16 protein-coding genes are annotated in these 17004 nt (G+C 58.5%); 11 read left to right on the top strand and 5 right to left on the bottom strand.

Features of this window, described 5'->3' with window-relative positions; genetic code table 11:
• Nucleotides 1–38: 38 nt before the first annotated feature.
• Complete coding sequence (locus ACYVHC_RS12790) at nt 39–1259, bottom strand: porin family protein (RefSeq protein ID WP_460614111.1); 1221 nt, start codon at nt 1257–1259, stop codon at nt 39–41.
• Nucleotides 1260–1432: 173 nt separating this feature from the next.
• Here ACYVHC_RS12790 and ACYVHC_RS12785 point away from each other — a divergent pair, with 173 nt between their 5' ends.
• The 10 genes from ACYVHC_RS12785 (at nt 1433) to ACYVHC_RS12740 (ending at nt 12322) form a co-directional block, all read left to right on the top strand.
• The gene (locus ACYVHC_RS12785; protein WP_460614110.1) at nt 1433–3211 is read left to right on the top strand and encodes a methylmalonyl-CoA mutase family protein; all 1779 of its coding nucleotides are present in this window, start codon (nt 1433–1435) and stop codon (nt 3209–3211) included.
• A gap of 13 nt (nt 3212–3224) precedes the next feature.
• Nucleotides 3225–3359 carry a hypothetical protein gene (locus tag ACYVHC_RS12780; RefSeq protein WP_460614109.1) on the top strand — a complete coding sequence of 45 codons (135 nt, stop codon included), beginning with the start codon at nt 3225–3227 and terminating at the stop codon, nt 3357–3359.
• A gap of 52 nt (nt 3360–3411) precedes the next feature.
• Entirely contained in the window at nt 3412–5532 is a 2121-nt protein-coding gene (scpA, locus tag ACYVHC_RS12775) for a methylmalonyl-CoA mutase (protein WP_460614108.1), read from the top strand.
• Between the two features lie 6 nt (nt 5533–5538).
• Complete coding sequence (locus tag ACYVHC_RS12770) at nt 5539–5958, top strand: hypothetical protein (protein ID WP_460614107.1); 420 nt, start codon at nt 5539–5541, stop codon at nt 5956–5958.
• 35 nt (nt 5959–5993) lie between these two features.
• Nucleotides 5994–6434, top strand: a complete 441-nt coding sequence (locus ACYVHC_RS12765; protein ID WP_460614105.1) for a hypothetical protein — start codon at nt 5994–5996, stop codon at nt 6432–6434.
• A gap of 166 nt (nt 6435–6600) precedes the next feature.
• Nucleotides 6601–8043 (top strand): Gfo/Idh/MocA family protein, encoded by a 1443-nt coding sequence (locus tag ACYVHC_RS12760; RefSeq protein WP_460614104.1) that lies wholly within the window; start codon nt 6601–6603, stop codon nt 8041–8043.
• Between the two features lie 236 nt (nt 8044–8279).
• Nucleotides 8280–8999 carry an HAD family hydrolase gene (locus ACYVHC_RS12755; RefSeq protein ID WP_460614102.1) on the top strand — a complete coding sequence of 240 codons (720 nt, stop codon included), beginning with the start codon at nt 8280–8282 and terminating at the stop codon, nt 8997–8999.
• A 27-nt stretch (nt 9000–9026) separates the two neighbouring features.
• Nucleotides 9027–9791 carry a metal-dependent hydrolase gene (locus ACYVHC_RS12750; RefSeq protein ID WP_460614100.1) on the top strand — a complete coding sequence of 255 codons (765 nt, stop codon included), beginning with the start codon at nt 9027–9029 and terminating at the stop codon, nt 9789–9791.
• Nucleotides 9792–9817: 26 nt separating this feature from the next.
• Nucleotides 9818–10105, top strand: a complete 288-nt coding sequence (locus tag ACYVHC_RS12745) for a hypothetical protein (protein WP_460614099.1) — start codon at nt 9818–9820, stop codon at nt 10103–10105.
• 549 nt (nt 10106–10654) lie between these two features.
• Nucleotides 10655–12322, top strand: coding sequence for a T9SS type A sorting domain-containing protein (locus ACYVHC_RS12740; protein WP_460614098.1), 1668 nt, complete (start codon nt 10655–10657; stop codon nt 12320–12322).
• Nucleotides 12323–12423: 101 nt separating this feature from the next.
• Here ACYVHC_RS12740 and ACYVHC_RS12735 read toward each other — a convergent pair whose 3' ends face one another.
• On the bottom strand, nt 12424–12912 hold the full coding sequence (locus tag ACYVHC_RS12735) for an ankyrin repeat domain-containing protein (RefSeq protein ID WP_460614097.1): 489 nt from the start codon (nt 12910–12912) through the stop codon (nt 12424–12426).
• A gap of 258 nt (nt 12913–13170) precedes the next feature.
• Here ACYVHC_RS12735 and ACYVHC_RS12730 point away from each other — a divergent pair, with 258 nt between their 5' ends.
• Nucleotides 13171–13962: an SDR family NAD(P)-dependent oxidoreductase gene (locus ACYVHC_RS12730; RefSeq protein ID WP_460614096.1), complete on the top strand. Its 792-nt coding sequence runs from the start codon at nt 13171–13173 to the stop codon at nt 13960–13962.
• Between the two features lie 97 nt (nt 13963–14059).
• Here the strand turns inward: ACYVHC_RS12730 and ACYVHC_RS12725 are convergent, their stop codons facing one another.
• The 3 genes from ACYVHC_RS12725 to ACYVHC_RS12715 all read right to left on the bottom strand — a co-directional run bounded on the left by ACYVHC_RS12725 (nt 14060) and on the right by ACYVHC_RS12715 (nt 16886).
• Nucleotides 14060–15217, bottom strand: coding sequence for a geranylgeranyl reductase family protein (locus ACYVHC_RS12725; RefSeq protein WP_460614095.1), 1158 nt, complete (start codon nt 15215–15217; stop codon nt 14060–14062).
• Between the two features lie 42 nt (nt 15218–15259).
• A complete protein-coding gene (locus ACYVHC_RS12720; protein WP_460614094.1) occupies nt 15260–15703 on the bottom strand; it encodes a DUF4174 domain-containing protein in 444 nt (147 codons plus the stop codon).
• 163 nt (nt 15704–15866) lie between these two features.
• A complete protein-coding gene (locus tag ACYVHC_RS12715) occupies nt 15867–16886 on the bottom strand; it encodes an alpha/beta hydrolase (protein WP_460614093.1) in 1020 nt (339 codons plus the stop codon).
• Between the last annotated feature and the right edge of the window lie 118 nt (nt 16887–17004).

The following is a 17004-nucleotide window of genomic DNA, read 5'->3' as shown; positions in this document are numbered from 1 at the left end:
CATGCTGAGCTTGAGTTTTCAGACACTGTCTGGCCTGCTTACTTGCCGAAAGTGAACCCCGCCAGCAGTGACAGACCCGTGGAACCGGAAATAACCCCTGTTTCTTCCGACGTGTTATCAAACCGGTCGGCGCGGGCCTCTAGGTTGAAGTAGCCGGCTGCTCCTGCCGGAATGGCCACGCCTACCCCGATGGTTCCGCCAATACCGTAGGAACGAAGGTCGATGGGCGTAACGGTTGGCTCCGCCGAGAAACGCTCCAGATGATCGGTTCGGTAGGCGTCGCGGCCCATATTCAGAGCGAAAACGGGTCCGGCCTGGATGTAGGGGCGGATAACGCTTTTCGTCAGGCTGTAGCGCATCAGCAGCGGAATCCGAACCGAGGAGAACTCAATGCTGGCGGTTCGCTTGTAGCCTGGGCCTAGCGTGCCGTTGCCGGTATAGGCCGTGGCGTATTTCTGCTGCACGTACAGGGCCTGCCCTACTAGGGAAAGGTGGTAGTTAAACCGGCTGGGATGCACCTGCACGCCGGCGCCAAACGTAGGACGCATAGACGAGCTGAGCTCCCTTTCGCCATCGAAGTTATAGTTCACCTTGGCCTGAAAGCCGCCGCCAAACACCTGCAGATTCATCTTGGACTTGGCCGTAGGGGCAATGGACTGCTGCCCGCCGACGCACTCATTGTACGCCGAAACTACCTTCATCAACTGCGACTCCGTCAGCTCCGTGCGGGTAAGCGTAGACTGCACCTTCGGGCAATCGGCCATTACACTCCACAGGGTATTGCGAAACAAGTATACCCGGTTCTGAACCTTGGTCTGAGACCTGGTTTGCTGGTTATACTGCAGAATGGTCGTATCGCGCTGCACTAGCGGCAGCAGGGCGTTTTCTATGCCTTTTTGAGCGTAATAGAGTTCCTTGTCGTCTTCGTTGGTGAAGTGATATAGGGAAAGCGGGCCATCGACCAGCACCTGCACAAATGCGGCGGAGCGGGCGGCCGTAGGCAATAGGCGGGTTTGGTACTTCCGGGCTTGGGTAAACCCGTAGGCCCGCAGCTGCTCCGGCTTATATTCGGTTACCTCGGCGCCTGCTGCGGGCCGGAAGCGGCACATAATGCTGTTGCGCCGCTCGCTCCGCGAGTCTACTTCGCCGCGCAGGGTATCGCCGGAAAGCGGCAGCACGTAGCCCGGACGAAAATTGGTTTGGGCATACGCCGAAACAACCCCTAGTAGCAGGGGTAAAAAGAGTAGTTGTTTTCTCATCTACACAAAAGATTGAAAAAGATAGAACTAGCTAATACAGCTATCCACACCCCAAATAGGCGCGCAAAGGTAGAAAGCGGCTTCAATAGATACTACCCAACATTCTCTCTTCGAACCAGTATCTTTAGCGCGCCTCTTTGGGCATTCCCTTACCATCCCCACCCCGCCGTATTATGGCCGATTCGCCGCGTTCTGTGCCTGTTTCCTTTTCCGAGTTTGATGCCGTTTCTACCCCGCAGTGGCAGGAGCGCATTGCCCGCGACCTGAAGGGCAAAGACCCCGCCGCGTTGGTTTGGGAAACGCCCGACGGCTTTCCGGTGCAGCCCTTCTACCACTTGGAGGCGCTAAACGAGCTAGGCGGCGCGCCTGCCCCGCAGGTGCGCCCAACCACTCACTGGCGCAATGTGCCCACGTACTCCGTGGCGGCCATTGAGCGCGGACACTCGGCCATTGAGCGCGCCGCATCGGCCCTCAGCCGGGGAGCCGATGGCGCCCACTTTGTGCTGGCCCACGCCGAAGCCTTTGATGTGGAGCTTCTTTCGCAGCGCGTGCCGCTCGCCGAAACCTACGTTGGCTATACCGTGCGCGGAGGGGCAGCCAAACTGATGCAGCAGCTGGCAACCACCGACATTCCGATGCGCGGCTTCCTGATTTCGGACCCCTTGTCGCGCCACGCGCCTGACATGGCCGTGCAGCAAAAGGAACTGCGGGAAGCAATCCGTATCAGCCGGAGCTGGCCGGAGTTCCGGGCGCTGGGGCTGGATGCAGCCTTTTATGGCAACCGGGGCGCTACAGCTACTCAGCAGGTAGCCTTCACGCTAGCTACGGCGGCGGCTTACCTCAGCACACTGCCTAGCACTGACTTGCCCTTGGCGGAAGTAGCAGCTGCCATGCACCTGAAAGTGGCCGTAGGCCCTAATTACTTTTTTGAAATAGCTAAGCTGCGAGCTTTGCGGCGCCTGTGGGCTACCCTGCTCCATGCCTTTGAGCTGCCGACCGAGCTAGCCCAGCAGCTCACCATTTTTGCCACTACCGCCACCTGGAGCCAGACTACCCTCGATCCACACACCAACCTGCTGCGCACTACCACCGAGGCCATGAGCGCCGTGATGGCCGGCGCCGATGCCATTAGCGTGGGTGCCTTCGACTGCCTGTTTCATGGCCCCAACGAGTTTGCCGAGCGCCTGGCCCGCAACCTGCCGGTGCTGCTGCGCGAAGAAGCCTACCTGGATAGAGTGCAGGACCCCGCGGCCGGCTCGTACTACCTCGAAACCCTCACCGACCAGATAGCCCGCGAAGCCTGGGCTCTGTTTCAGAAGATTGAGGAAGCCGGCGGGTTGCCCGCTGCCACAGGCCTAGTAATGCAGGAGTTGCACGCCTCGGCGCAGGCCCAGTTCCGGCGCATTGCCAACGGCGAGCAGATAGTAGTGGGCACCAACAAGTACCAGAACCCCAACGAGAAGTTCGACTACAACCCCAAGCGCCTGCTGCGCAGCCGGGACTTTGATAGCACCCGCGCCACCTACCCCACCGAGGTACTGCGCCTGGCCACGGCTCTGCACTTTGAGCGGCGCGAAAAGAAAAAGAAGCGCGCCGCCCTGGTGCTGCTAGGTGCTCACACCAACCAAATCATTCTGGAGTCATTCCTGCTGACGCTGCCAGATCAGGAGCGTTTAGCGCTGCACGAAGCGCATCCGGAGGGCACCTTATCGGTGCTGTTTTCCTCGGCCGAGGAAGCTACGTTGATGTACGCTACCCCTGAGCAGTTCGGGAGGCTGGCGCGGGCCATCAGTCGGGTGCCCATTGATGAGCCCAACTTTATTCCGCCGGCGCTGCTTACCGCCGACCTGGCTACCATGCAGGAAGCCGTACAGGTATTTGGCCTAAAGGAGTTTTCGGTACAAGGCTACAGCACGGAGGATGTGCTGGCCCGTTTGCAAGGCAAGAAATAAACACGAAATCATCATGCAGAAGCTCACCAACTATCTCTATCTGCTCGATACCAAGCCCGGTAAGGCGGTGCTCATTGCTGTGTCGGCGTATTTCATTTTTCGGTTTGGTATGAGTGTAGGCGAGTTTGCTTACCACCTGCAGCACTAAGCGCTGCGGCAAGCTACCCGCTCACTACCCCTCACCACCCACCCAACTCCCGATGAAGCCCGACTTCTCTCAGATAGCCTACGACGCGGCCCAGCTGCCTGCCCCCACCACGGAAGCACCCGAAACGGCCACGCCCGAAGGCATTGCGCTCAAGCAGTTCTATACCGCCCACGATGTGCAGCACCTCACCCACCTGGGCTTTGGCGCGGGGCAAGCGCCCTACCTGCGCGGGCCATACAGCACCATGTATATCCAGAATCCCTGGACCATCCGGCAGTACGCGGGTTTTTCAACGGCTGAGGAAAGCAATGCCTTCTACCGCCGCAACCTCGCGGGCGGCCAGAAAGGCTTGTCGGTGGCGTTCGACCTGGCCACGCACCGCGGCTACGACTCCGACCACCCGCGCGTGGTAGGCGACGTGGGCAAAGCAGGTGTGGCCATCGACTCGGTGGAGGACATGAAGCTCTTGTTTGATGAGATTCCGCTGGACCAGATGTCGGTGTCGATGACCATGAACGGAGCCGTGTTACCCATTATGGCGTTTTACATTGTGGCGGCGGAAGAGCAGGGCGTAACGCCAGATAAGCTGGCAGGCACTATTCAGAACGACATTCTGAAGGAGTTTATGGTGCGCAACACCTACATCTACCCGCCCCTGCCGAGCATGCGCATCATTGCCGATATCTTCGGGTACACGGCTCAGAATATGCCTAAGTTCAACAGCATCAGCATCTCGGGCTACCACATGCAGGAAGCTGGCGCCACTGCCGACTTGGAGCTGGCCTACACCCTAGCCGATGGGCTGGAGTACGTGAGGGCTGGTTTGGCCGCAGGCATGAAAATTGACGACTTTGCCCCGCGCCTGTCGTTCTTCTGGGCCATTGGCATGAACCACTTCATGGAAATTGCCAAGCTGCGGGCCGGTCGTTTGCTGTGGGCCAAGCTCATCAAGCAGTTCGAGCCCCAGAACCCCAAAAGCCTGGCCCTGCGCACGCACTGCCAGACCTCGGGCTACTCCCTCACGGAGCAGGACCCCTTCAACAACGTGGCACGCACCTGCATTGAGGCCATGGCCGCGGCGCTGGGCGGCACCCAGAGCCTGCACACCAACGCCCTCGATGAGGCCATTGCCCTGCCCACCGACTTCTCGGCGCGCATTGCCCGCAACACCCAGCTCTATATTCAGCACGAAACGGATATTACCCGCGTGGTGGACCCCTGGGGCGGCTCGTACTACGTGGAAAGCCTTACGCACGAGCTAGCTGACAAAGCCTGGGCCCTGATTCAGGAAGTGGAGGAGCTGGGCGGTATGGCCAAGGCCATTGAAACCGGGCTGCCCAAAATGCGCATCGAGGAAGCCGCCGCCCGCAAGCAGGCCCGCATCGACTCGAACAAGGAGATTGTGGTAGGTGTGAACAAGTACCGCATCGACGAGGCCACCGAAATTGAGGTGCTCGACATCGACAACGCCGCCGTGCGCGAGTCGCAGATTGCGCGCCTAAACCAGATTAAAGCCACCCGCGACAACGCCGCCGTGCAGCAGGCCCTGGAGGCCCTCACGGAAGCGGCCCGCACCGGCAACGACAACCTGCTGGCCCTAGCCGTGCAGGCGGCCCGCCTGCGCGCTACCCTCGGCGAAATTTCCGATGCTCTGGAGAAAGTGTACGGCCGCCACCAGGCTACTATCCGGGCTATTTCGGGTGTGTATTCTCAGGAAATGAATTACGACGAGCAGTTTGCCAAGGCCCGCCAGATGGCCGACGACTTTGCAGCCAAGGAAGGCCGCCGCCCCCGCATGATGGTGGCCAAAATGGGCCAGGACGGCCACGACCGGGGCTCCAAAATTATTGCTACCTCTTTCGCCGATGTGGGCTTCGACGTGGACATTGCGCCCCTGTTCCAAACCCCCGACGAGGTAGCCCGCCAGGCAGCCGAGAACGACGTGCACGTGGTGGGCGTGAGCAGCCTCGCCGCTGGACACAAAACCCTGATTCCGCAGCTCATCGAGGAGCTCCGGCAGCTCGGCCGCGAAGATATCCTCGTCATTGCCGGCGGCGTCATCCCCGCCCAAGACTACGACTTCCTCTACAACGCCGGGGTAGTCGGTGTGTACGGCCCAGGGACGGTCATTGCTGTGGCGGCTCAGGAGATTTTAGAGAAGCTGAGCGAGTAAGTTGGAATGGATAGCCACGTACGTTACGGCCATTTCCATTTTCCTCGACAAGTAGCATTGAAATGTGCGACTTGTGGTCGACAGGCTTCAGCTACCAATGTTGACTGTCCCGCTGACTATGCACACTTCTTAGATATTGCTTCTTTCCGTAATCTCTGGCTGATTAACTGCTTCCATTGCGGTTTTGGCCGGGAGGCAAATTGGCAGCAATTGAAAGCTTACGAACTTTGGTATAAGCTAGTCTTGCGCGATGAAGAAGTTTGGGCTTGGAATCATCAGCATCTAGGTTTCATCATTCAACGCTTGGAGAAGAAAGTGAATAAAGCTCATGCATGGGCATATTTTGAAACTTACCTCCCGAAAACCTGGCTAACTAAGTTGAGCAAAGAGCAATATGTGAATAAGCTTAAAGCCTTGTTGAGTTAGCCTCCTGCCCATACTCCATAAATCTAGGCTTATACATGCGCATTGACGAAATAGACCAAGAAGACGCGGACATTGACTGGTTTGCGGCGGATAGCAACGGCTATATCCTGCACGTAGCGTCCGGCGGCGGGATACTGCCCGAGTCGGTGGCGGCTTCGCAGGAGGTGCTGCTGGAGCTGCATCAGTATTTCCTGACGCTGCCGGAAACCGATTCGGCGGTGGTGGCTGAGGTGGCTGATGGCACCGATGAAGGCAGCTACCAAGGTTTCGCGCGCTATGCCCGGCGCGGCCTGTACTCCTTCGCCAAAACCCGCCTCCACCAGCGGTCTGACGCGCGGTACTACCTAGTGGCCCAGCCGTTGCGCCCGCTCACGGTAGTCGAGCTGCCCAAGAACATAGCCACGCTGCTGCGCCGCACCCAACTGCTAGGTCCCGTGGCGGGGCAAACCACCCTGGACGTAGCAACCATTCTATAAAACCCGGCCCGCTCCTAGCGGGCCGGGTTGTTTTTAGGCTGGCTACTTGCTTGATTTTATTACCTTAAACACCTTATCCTGAGTGACCCAGGCTGTAGTAGGGGGGCTAGCGCACCCACTTGTTTGGGAGTATTTTATTCGTATTCCATCGTCCTACCCATCTTCTATGAGTCAGAATTCTTCTCTGCCTTCTCGCCGCGAGTTTATTAAGCAGAGCGCTGCCGCCGTCGCCACCTTCATGATTGTGCCGCGTTTTGTGCTGGGCGGCAAAGGCTACACCGCCCCCAGCGACCAACTATTGATTGCCGGCGTGGGGGTAGGCGGCAAAGGGGAAAGCGACCTGGCGTCGTTTGTGCAATCGGGTAAGGCCCGAATTGCCTATCTCTGCGACGTAGACGACCGGCGGGCCGCCCGTGCCGTGCAAGCCTACCCGCAGGCCAAGTACTACAAAGACTGGCGGCAGCTGCTAGACAAGGAAGGCAAGAACTTTGACGCCGTATCGGTGGCCACGCCCGACCACAACCACGCGGCCGTAACGTTGGCTGCCATGCAGCTGGGCAAGCACGTGTACGTGCAAAAACCCCTCACCCACGACCTCTACGAAGCCCGTGCCCTCACGGAAGCAGCCAAACGCCACAAGGTAGTTACGCAAATGGGCAACCAGGGCGCCTCCGGCGACGGTGTGCGCCAGCTTCAGGAATGGTACGACGCCAACGAAATAGGCAAGGTGCACACCGTGTACTGCTGGACCGACCGCCCCGTGTGGCCCCAGGGCATTGCCTGGCCCACTACGGCGGCCAGCGTGCCCAAGGAGCTGGACTGGGACCTGTGGCTGGGTACGGCACCATTTCGCCCCTACGTGGATAAGCTGGTGCCCTTTAACTGGCGCGGCTGGTGGGAGTACGGCACCGGCGCCCTCGGCGACATGGGCTGCCATCTGCTGGAAGCGCCCTTCCGAGTGCTGGGCCTGCAATACGCCAGCGCCGTGCAGGCCAGCGTGGGCAGCGTGTACGTAGATGAGTTTAAGCGTGGTTACTTCCCGGAAAGCTGCCCGCCCTCTAGCCACGTCATCCTGAAGTTTCCGAAAACCGACAAAAACAAGCATGAAGTAACGGTGCATTGGATGGACGGCGGCATCCAGCCCGAGCGCCCCGAGGAACTGGGCCCAAACGAGCTATTTGGCGACGGCGGCAACGGCATTCTGTTCGTGGGCACCAAGGGCAAGATGATGGCCAGCACCTACGCCGCCGATCCGCGCCTGCTGCCCACCTCGCGTAACCAAGAGGTAAAGGTGAAGCAAACCCTAACCCGCGTGCCGGGCGGCGCCGACGGGCACTATGCCCAATGGGTAGAAGCCTGCTTGGCCGGTTATGGCAACCACTACCTGAGTGCGCCCTTTGAAACGGCCGGCCCCCTAACGGAGGCTCTGCTGATGGCCAACCTCGCTATTCGGGGCTACGATTTGCAGCGGCCCAAAGCCACCGGCTCCGGTGTCGACTACCCCGGCCGGGGCATTGAACTGCTCTGGGACCCCAAACAGCTTCGCGTTACCAACTTCGAGGAAGTAAATCGTTTCGTCAAGCGCGACTACCGGCCCGGTTGGCAGTAATCATCAGGTCACGAATGGCACTGAGGCCGACTTTTTGGCTTGTAGGCCAGATTGCACGTTGAGTAGGGCTCAGGCATCAGTCGAAAGAGCGGTTTGCAAAAACCCATGGCCTAGGGAAAGGTACTAGCACTGGTACACGAAACCGCCCCGCTAGCAACGGGGCAGTTTCGTGTACCAGTGCTTTCATGCCGTTATTTGCTTGCCTTGCCATCCGGCCCTAGCTGCCCCCTAGCCCTATGCCCCTCACCACCGTACTCTTCGATTTAGACGACACCTTATTCGACCACGCCAACACAGCCCGCGCGGCGCTGGCGACCAGCACGGCCGGACTGCCGGAGTTTGCGGGCGCTGACTTAGAAGCCTTATATCAGCAGTACAGCGAGATACTAGAGGAAATGCACCCGCGGGTGTTGGCCGGCGAATTCACCTACGAAGATGCCCGCCGCCTGCGGTTTCAGCGGTTACTGGCGCCATATGGGGTAGCACCTACCGAGGCCGAGGCAGCTCACTTCGCGCAGCAGCACTACGGGCATTACCAACGCCTGCGCCACCCCATTGTGGGCGCGCTGGCGTTACTGGAGGCTCTCAGGCCCCACTACAAAATTGGCATCGTCACGAATAACCGTACCGCTGAGCAGGAAGAAAAACTGCGGCATCTGGGCATGGCGCACTTGGTTGATGCCCTCATCACCTCCGAGGATATTGGGGTGACGAAGCCCAACCCGCGCATTTTTCAGGTGGCCCTGGAGCGCCTAGGTAGCTACGCGGCCGAAACCGTGATGGTAGGCGATAACTGGCACGCCGATATAGTGGGGGCCCTGCAGGTCGGGATTCGGCCGGTGTGGCTGAACCGGTTTGCGGGGTTGCGGCTGCTGGCGCACGTAGCGGAAATTACGAGCTTTGAGCCGCTGTCCGAGGCGTTGCTCACCATCACTGGTCGGGTGCAACCACGGTAGCTTTTGCTTTCTGACGTTATCTGCTTTATGCCAACTACCACGCAACTTCAGTTTCTGGGGCACGCCAGCTTCCGCATCACCACGCCGGAAGGCTACGTTATTCTGCTCGACCCTTGGCTGAGCAACAACCCCTACGTGCCGGAACACCTGCGCCAGCCAGAGCGCGCCGACTTGGTGCTGCTCACGCATGGCCACGACGACCACCTCGACGCGGAGCTTCCAGCACTACTCGCCCGCACCGGAGCCAAGGTGGCCGCACCCGCGCCGGTTCGGTTTTACCTGCGGGAGCAGGGCGTGCCAGCCGCCCAGTGCGAGCCCATGAACGTAGGCGGTAGCATTGAGCTACTAGGCCTGCGCCTGACCATGACCGTAGCCCACCACGCGGCCCACATTGATTTGCCCGGCGGCAAAACCGGTTTCCCGCACGAAGGCGTGGGCTTTGTAGTGCGCTTCTCTGATGGCACTGTGCTGTACGCCGCCGGCGACACGGGTCTGTTCGGGGATATGCGCCTGCTAGCCGACCTCTACCAGCCAACCGTTGCCCTGCTGCCCATCGGCGACCGGTACACCATGGGGCCACTGGAGGCTGCCCATGCAGCCCGGTTGCTTCGGGTGCGGCACCTAGTACCTTTTCACTTTGGCACCTTCCCTTCCTTGCTAGGCACTCCGGAGCAGCTGCAGGCCCACCTCACTCCTGCTGACGGCGTAACGGTGCATACCTTACAAGCAGGCGCTACCCTAGGCCTAGGAACCCTGCGGAAAGTCGACGGCGCAGGAGCCGTTTTCGTATAGGCTAGCTCAACCCAAGCCCGTACTCTATGAAAACCGACACCGAAACCTTTTCCGCTGGCCCCGCCGGCGTGTATACCCGCATTGAGCAAGATGGGCAGCAAGTGACTGTGGTGAAGCTGCAGGATGGGCTCAGCATCTCGGCCCCACTCACCCAACAGTTAAGCAAGCGACTAGGCCTAGGCCCCGATGAGCACCTGCTCGTGTTGCACTCGGATGGCAGTGAGCCCGAACAGGGCCAGGCGCAGGCCTTGTATAGCCAGTACCTTTCTACTAACACCTCGGCCGTGGCTGATGTGGTATGGCAACCGCTGTAGCACCTTTCTAGGTCGTCTGCCAACCCAAACCTGCCTTTTTGCAATTACTTCCGACACTCACCTCCCCTAAAACGCCAGCCGAAGTTACTAGCTACTCATCGTAAGCCCGCTTGCCTGCTACTACAGGTAAGCGGGCTTTTTGCTGCTGTGCAGCTACGCCTTGACTCATCGCATAAAGCAAACATTACTAGCCCACTAGTTTGCTTAAAGTGCTTGCAAAGAGCATATATAGGTGCATAGCACAGCCAAAACCGTCAAATAGTTTAGTTATATAAAAAGTAATAATTTTCCTATTTATATCCTCTCTTTACTGTAGCTTTAACCCGATAGGCTGAGCGCTTGGTTCTTACCAACTACCTAAGAATACTAGGGCGACATAAGAGGCCAACCTATTGATAATAAGGGCTACCGCTATACGCATGGCAGCCAGACTCGGGCAGGAGGAAGGATACGCAGCTGATACGACCATTACAATACTGCCCCGGGCGCCAACACCAATCTAACTACTCATCGATTTCAGTTTTCACCCCATCCTATATCCGCTTTTCTATGAAACAGCTTTTACTTCTCATTGCCGCATTTCTAACGTTTTCCGCCCAGGCCCAAACGCCCGGTTGGACCTCCGTGCAAGCTGTAGAACAACCAAATGGACTAATGGATATAGCCACAGACCAAAGTGGCAATTACTATGTTACCGGGCGGTTCTACGATGCAATTACCCTGGGGAACACGCGCATTACGGCATCTGGCCTGTGTGTGTACGTGGCCAAGTGCCGGCCATCGGGCGAAGTGATACAGGTAACCAAGCTCCTGGGCTCATCTGATGCCATTCCGTTTGGCGTTGCAATTGATGCGTCGGGCCAGGCGTACGTTACCGGAACGTTCCGAGGCTCTCTCAGCGCAAAGTCAGGCCAGAGTATAACTTCTAAATCGACGTTTGACGGACAGCCCCAACAGGATGTGTTCGTACTTAAGTGTGGTCAGGATGGTGCAGTACAATGGCTTCGTCAAATCAGCAGCACCCAGCCCTACTACTATTACTATAGCAGCAACGTTGGCCAAAACATTGCGGTGGATAAGGCCGGCAACAGCTATGTAACGGGCACTATTAGTGGCACAACGGTGCAGTTCGATGCTAAAACCGCCTTTTCTGACCGCTACAATCAAGCCTTTCTGGCCAGCTACTCGCCAACAGGAGAACTGCGCTGGGCTAGAGTAATGGAGGGCTTAATTCCGCAGGGTAGTGAGTTTACTCCTGGCTCAACGAGCAGCGGCGGAGCAGTAGTGGTACATCAGTCAGGCGATGTGTATTTATCTGGCTCACAATACGATGCCTGGCAGCTGGATGGAATTACAGTACGCTCAGCTGACAACAACAGCAACATGTATCTAGCCCGCTTTGAGGCGAAGAAAGGTGGTCTGATGTGGGCTACTTCGGTGCCGGGCACTGGCGATGGCCGTAGTCTGGCGCTGGCTGGCAAGGACGAGCTGTACCTGGCCAATAGCTATTACGGTACGGTTCACTTTGGCTCCAGCACCCTCACCAGCAAAGGCCGCACCGATATCTACATCGCACACTACAACGACACAGGCCGCGCCTTGAGCGCCGTTTCGCTGGGTACTGCCAACGGCGACTATCCCGGCGGCATACAAGCGGATGCGTCTTCCGGGAAGGTGTTTTTAACGGGGGCATTCAACCTAAGCAACGATTATCCCTATACTTCACAGGCCTTCCTGACGGAGCTGCAGCCCAGAACCGGAGCACTCAAAACAGAACTGGTAGGTGGGCCAGGCACCAGTTCAGGAGCCAAGCTTGCCCTGGATAAACATAACAACATTTATACCATTGGCATCTTTACCGGCACCAACCAGTTCGGGCCAATAACCATTTCCAGCACCTTCACTGAAGGGTACCTGGCCCGGTATGGTAGCCAGCTTTCCCGCTCGGTTAGCGGCCAGTCGGATGTGGCTATTAGTGTGTACCCAAACCCGGCCCAAAGCCACTTTGTATTGACGCTGGAAAATGCTGGCATAAACTCTGCCATTCGGGCTACCCTCTACAATTCCTTTGGCCGGGTAGTGGCCGAGCAGAAAGCCATTTCGGCTGGTCAGAAACTAGAAGCGCGCTTTAACACCAGCAGTTTGCCCAAGGGTATTTATGTGCTGCGCCTAGAGTACAACAAGGAAGTAATTAACCGCACCATCACGGTAGAATAGCAACTGCAAAAGGCTACAACCTACCTACACCAAAGGCCCTCCTGATACTGCGAAGAGCACATTCAGGAGGGCCTTTACTAGGTATACGCTGGGGTTTAAGCCTATTGCTCCCCTAGTAACTCGAGGGCGGTTTGGTTGCCCTGCTGAATGGCTAGGTCCCGGGCCGAAAGGCCACGCACGTCGCGGAGCGTGGCATCGGCCCCGGCTTTCAGCAGAATGGGCACGATGTTGTGGCGGCCGAAGAGGGTAGCAAACATGAGGGCCGTGCCGTCGTTGCCGTTGCGGGCGTTCAAGTCGGCGCCGTTGTCAATGAGCATCTGTACTATTTCGGGGTAGCCTTTGAAGGCCACGCCCATGAGGGCCGTGTTGCCGCTGGCATCGTGCACGTTGGGGTTAGCGCCGGCTTCGAGCAGCAGTTTGGTGGCGTCAATGTGTCCATCGTAGGCGGCCAGAATCAGAGGGGTGAACCCGCGGCCATCTTGGTAGTTTACGTCAACGCCTTCGGCTAGCAGCGCCTGAATGGTTTCTTTATCGCCTTGGCGGGCTGCATTCATCAGCAAATCTTCGGGACGGGCAGAGGTAAAGGACATAAGAGCGGTAGAGTTGATAAGGAGTAAACAACCGAAAACGGTAAAACAAGTTGGGCCGACTGCGGCACCTAGGCCAGTAACCTGCACCAAGTGCACGGTAGCCGAGCAGGGTCTAGTAGCACCAGAAAACCCATACGATAACCACCCGAAATGGATTACCGGCCTTCCTTGGCAGAGAAAAGTAGCGACTGGCTTACAAAACCGGCCGTTGTCGGTTCTTTTACTTCCTTCATTCCCTAGCCACTACTTTCCATTAGCATGGACTTACAACTCACGGATAAGCTAGCCCTCGTGACGGGCTCTACCGCCGGCATTGGGCTGGCCATTGCGCGCCGCCTTGCCGCTGAGGGCGCCGAAGTTATTCTCACGGGTCGTACCGAAGCCCGCCTGGCAGAGGCTCGCCGCCTGATTTTACACGAAACGCCGTCCGCCAAGCTGCGCACCGTTCCCGTCGATTTTGGCCGGGCCGAGCAGGTAACGCGCCTGCTGCTGCAAGTGCCTGCTGTTGATATTCTGGTCAACAACGTAGGCATATTCGAGCCCAAGCCGTTTGCCGAAATTCCGGACGAAGACTGGCTGCACTTTTTCGAGGTGAATGTGCTGAGTGGCGTGCGCCTCTCGCGGCAATATTTCCCCCTGATGCTGCAAAAGAACTGGGGGCGTATCCTGTTTATCTCCAGCGAATCGGGCCTCCAGATTCCGGAAGAAATGATTCATTACGGCACCACCAAAACGGCACAGTTGGCCGTAGCCCGGGGGCTAGCCGAACTTACCAAAGGCACTGAGGTAACCGTTAATTCGGTGCTGCCCGGCCCTACTGCCTCCGAAGGCGTAGAGGAGTTTCTGCAGAAGCTGGCCGGCGACGGCAAAACCCGCGAGGAGGCCGAGCACGAGTTCTTCCGCGATGCGCGCCCTTCGTCGTTGCTGAAGCGGTTTATCACGCCCGAGGAAATTGCCAACATGGTAGTCTTCCTCGCCAGCCCGCTTTCTATTGCTACCAATGGCGCCTCGGTGCGGGTTGATGGCGGCGTGATTCGCAGCATTGGCTAAAATGTAAGCTTTCAGCACGGATGCCTCCTCTCAGTAAAAGCAAGAAAAGCCACCAGCAAGGAGCTTAGTTAAGTCATTTAGACTGGTTGATGCCTTACTACCCTACCTTACGCACCAGCCACTGCCGCAACCACGGCCATTGGCTGGCCCGGAAGGCTGCTTCTACTAGCCACGGGGCACGGGCCAGCACCTGCATGAGGTGGTAGCGCCGGGTTAGGTCGCGGCCTAGGCGGCGGTGTACCTGCAGCTGGTACTGCAGCAGGGAAAGAGCTGAAAAGTCCTGCGTCTGGCAACAGCGCCTGGCATGCTCGGCGGCCAGTATTCCACTCAGCACGGCCTTATCGATGCCATGGCCCTGGAGAGGATCAATGAGGGCGGCAGCATCGCCGCAGAGCAGCGTGCGGGGCCCGGTAAGAGGCCGTCGGGAGCCGCCCAGTGGTAGCCCAAAGCCCAGCACCGGCCCTAGGCGTTGCGCCGACGTGAACCGACCCGCCAAGTGCGGGTGCGTGGTTATCAGTTCTTCCAGCACCTGCTTTAGATCTACTTTCTCCCGGGCAATGTCGGAAGAGAGCATACCAAAACCCACATTGTAGGTGCCGCCGCCCACCGGAAATACCCAGCAGTAGCCCGCGCGGTAGCGGCGCAGAAAGAGAAAGTCGCTGGTAGTTTCGGGGGCTTCCATTACGCCCTGGTAGTAAGCCCGCACGGCGGCACAATGGCGGGAGCGGTTAAGGGGCTGCGGGGCCAGGCAGCGGGCCACTACTGAGTTGGCGCCGTCGCACCCAACAAGCAGCTGTGCCCGTAGCCGTGTTGTATCTGCCAGCACTACCTCTCCCCCATCCGCATCGGCCCGCACAACTTTCACTGCGCAGTTTTCTAGGATTTCAGTGGTGGTATGCCGACGCACCAACGTGAGCAGGGCATCATCGAAATGCAGCCGGGGGCTGTTGAAGGCCGGAGCCTTCCACTCTACCTGCAGCTCAGCACCGGCCGGCGAAACCAAGCGGCTGGTGCGAACATCGGTGCGGTGAGCCTGGGTGAGGGCGCGCAACTCCTCGGCATACTGTGGGTTCAAGCGGGCCAGTGCCTTCAGTGTGGGTCCCGGAATAGCATCACCGCACACTTTGTCGCGGGGGAATTGAGCCTTATCGAGGAGGGCCACACGCAGGCCGCTTGCCGCCAGCCCCAGGGCACAGGCAGCCCCAGCCGGACCGGCTCCTACAATCAGCACATCATAATCAGTATGCAAGGCCACGCCCGAAAGTACGCACAGCCTCTGGTTGTGGCGTTGCAACACTTATTTCGGGCGCTTCATTTCCTGCTGCCGCATGGGCATGGCATCAATAGTGGCAAACACTTGCGCGGGCGCCAAGGGTTGGGTTTCGCGCCGTTTTACGCCGCCGTCTTTGCCAATAAGCAGTACCATAAACCCTGTTCCGGTCACGTTGAGCTGCTGGCGGAGGTAGCGCTGGTCGGAGCCGGAAAGCTGACTTGGAATAACTTCCCGCACAAGCAGGTCGCGGCTATCCAGCTCGGCTTTGGCGGGTGCCAGCAGCTGCTGTTGCCGAAGCAGGCTGGTGTCGTCGGGGCTGCCGGCACACAGCAGTAACACTCGTTTCTGCCATTTGCTGGCCTTGATAGTAGCCGCCAACGAGCTAGCCGGTGCTGTTTGGGCCAGTGCCGTAATGCTGCCGCCTAGGCCAAGCGCAACCAGTAACCCAAGGGTGGTCTGAAATAGCATAAACAAAAGCGGTTTGAACAGATACGCACCCTAGTAACCCAACGGCCCGTGGCCTGTTTCTCTACCCCGAATTAACTTGTATGGACTGGAGCACAGCTGCGTGCTAACCCTTCTGCCAGCTCTTGGTGCTGAGCGTGACGAAGTATTTACTTACTGCCTAGCTTTAGGAGTTGCTTGTTAGTTGGCTGGTTTTCGAGGGTTGGGTCACTAGCCCTTCCGTTTGCTGCAACCACTCAAATACGCGCTGATACGCTGCTTTCCGCACTTCAGGCGCTGAAAGAAAGACATCATGCACGGCGCCCGGCACGGCCTTGGTGGTTACGTTAGCTCCGAGGCGGGGAGCGAGCTGCTGAATGTGCTGGACGTTGAGCACGATATCGGTGCGCTGAAAATCCTCGTGCCAGGCACGCCCAACGGCTGTGCGGTCGGAGTGCAGCACGAGTACGGGCAGGTGCAGGCCCAGCCCGCGCCGGATGCGCTGCTGCCCCCGCCTGATGGCGCGCAACCAGCCGGCATTCACGGCAAACACCTGATTGGGTTTCCAGGCCAGATCATACTCCCATTGGCCGCGGTAGGCGCGGTGCAAACTTTGCCCGTAGGTATCTGTCAGGCCGGAAGGCAGTGGCAAATCGGGCCAGCGGGCACCCAGCGCAGTAGCCATCGGCACCGCTACGTGGCGCCGCAACCACGACTGATGCAGCTCTAGAAACGGGCTATTGAGCACCAGGGCTACTAGGCCAGAAGCAGGTTGTTGGGCCGCATATAACGCCGTAATCAGCCCGCCCGTTGAGTGTCCGCTCAGTACCACCTGCGGGTAGCCCTCCGTGTGTATCTGCTGCAGGGCGGCAGCTAGGTCGGCGAAGTACTCGGTCAGGTCGCGCACGTTGTTGGGGCGCTGGTGAGGCAACAGGGCGCGGCCATACTTGCGCAAATCGAGGGCAAAAAACCGGTAGCCATGAGCCATGTACTCAGCGGCCATTTCGCGCTGAAAAAAATAATCGTTGAAGCCATGCACGTATAGCACGGCCCGCGGCGTGGGCGGAACGGGCTCCGGGCGGTAACGCACCAGCACCGCCCGGACCAGCCCTTCGTAATCATTCGGCTGCGAGATGACGAGTTGCTCGAAATCCTTACCTAGTGGATCGGGCTGATAGGTGGCGGAGGAGGCAGAAGTAGTAGGCATGGCAACAGTACGGGTAGGGGCCGGCAGCAGATGAGGTTTCGGGTTCATCAACTTACCTAAAAAACACTTTTTTCTTCCTATATACCTGCGCTTCTATACTAGCTGGCAATACCTTGCC

This window comes from Hymenobacter seoulensis (genome assembly GCF_054780535.1).
The sequence above is the reverse complement of the archived record's forward strand: the minus strand, read 5'-3'. Positions and strand labels throughout refer to the sequence as shown.

Coding starts and splice junctions, on each gene's coding strand:
- scpA (WP_460614108.1), top strand. CDS start 3,412: ATGAAGCCCGACTTCTCTCAGATAGCCTACGACGCGGCCCAGCTGCCT.
- ACYVHC_RS12730 (WP_460614096.1), top strand. CDS start 13,171: ATGGACTTACAACTCACGGATAAGCTAGCCCTCGTGACGGGCTCTACC.
- ACYVHC_RS12765 (WP_460614105.1), top strand. CDS start 5,994: ATGCGCATTGACGAAATAGACCAAGAAGACGCGGACATTGACTGGTTT.
- ACYVHC_RS12755 (WP_460614102.1), top strand. CDS start 8,280: ATGCCCCTCACCACCGTACTCTTCGATTTAGACGACACCTTATTCGAC.
- ACYVHC_RS12720 (WP_460614094.1), bottom strand. CDS start 15,703: ATGCTATTTCAGACCACCCTTGGGTTACTGGTTGCGCTTGGCCTAGGC.
- ACYVHC_RS12770 (WP_460614107.1), top strand. CDS start 5,539: ATGGATAGCCACGTACGTTACGGCCATTTCCATTTTCCTCGACAAGTA.
- ACYVHC_RS12780 (WP_460614109.1), top strand. CDS start 3,225: ATGCAGAAGCTCACCAACTATCTCTATCTGCTCGATACCAAGCCCGGT.
- ACYVHC_RS12735 (WP_460614097.1), bottom strand. CDS start 12,912: ATGTCCTTTACCTCTGCCCGTCCCGAAGATTTGCTGATGAATGCAGCC.
- ACYVHC_RS12760 (WP_460614104.1), top strand. CDS start 6,601: ATGAGTCAGAATTCTTCTCTGCCTTCTCGCCGCGAGTTTATTAAGCAG.
- ACYVHC_RS12715 (WP_460614093.1), bottom strand. CDS start 16,886: ATGCCTACTACTTCTGCCTCCTCCGCCACCTATCAGCCCGATCCACTA.
- ACYVHC_RS12785 (WP_460614110.1), top strand. CDS start 1,433: ATGGCCGATTCGCCGCGTTCTGTGCCTGTTTCCTTTTCCGAGTTTGAT.
- ACYVHC_RS12750 (WP_460614100.1), top strand. CDS start 9,027: ATGCCAACTACCACGCAACTTCAGTTTCTGGGGCACGCCAGCTTCCGC.
- ACYVHC_RS12790 (WP_460614111.1), bottom strand. CDS start 1,259: ATGAGAAAACAACTACTCTTTTTACCCCTGCTACTAGGGGTTGTTTCG.
- ACYVHC_RS12745 (WP_460614099.1), top strand. CDS start 9,818: ATGAAAACCGACACCGAAACCTTTTCCGCTGGCCCCGCCGGCGTGTAT.
- ACYVHC_RS12740 (WP_460614098.1), top strand. CDS start 10,655: ATGAAACAGCTTTTACTTCTCATTGCCGCATTTCTAACGTTTTCCGCC.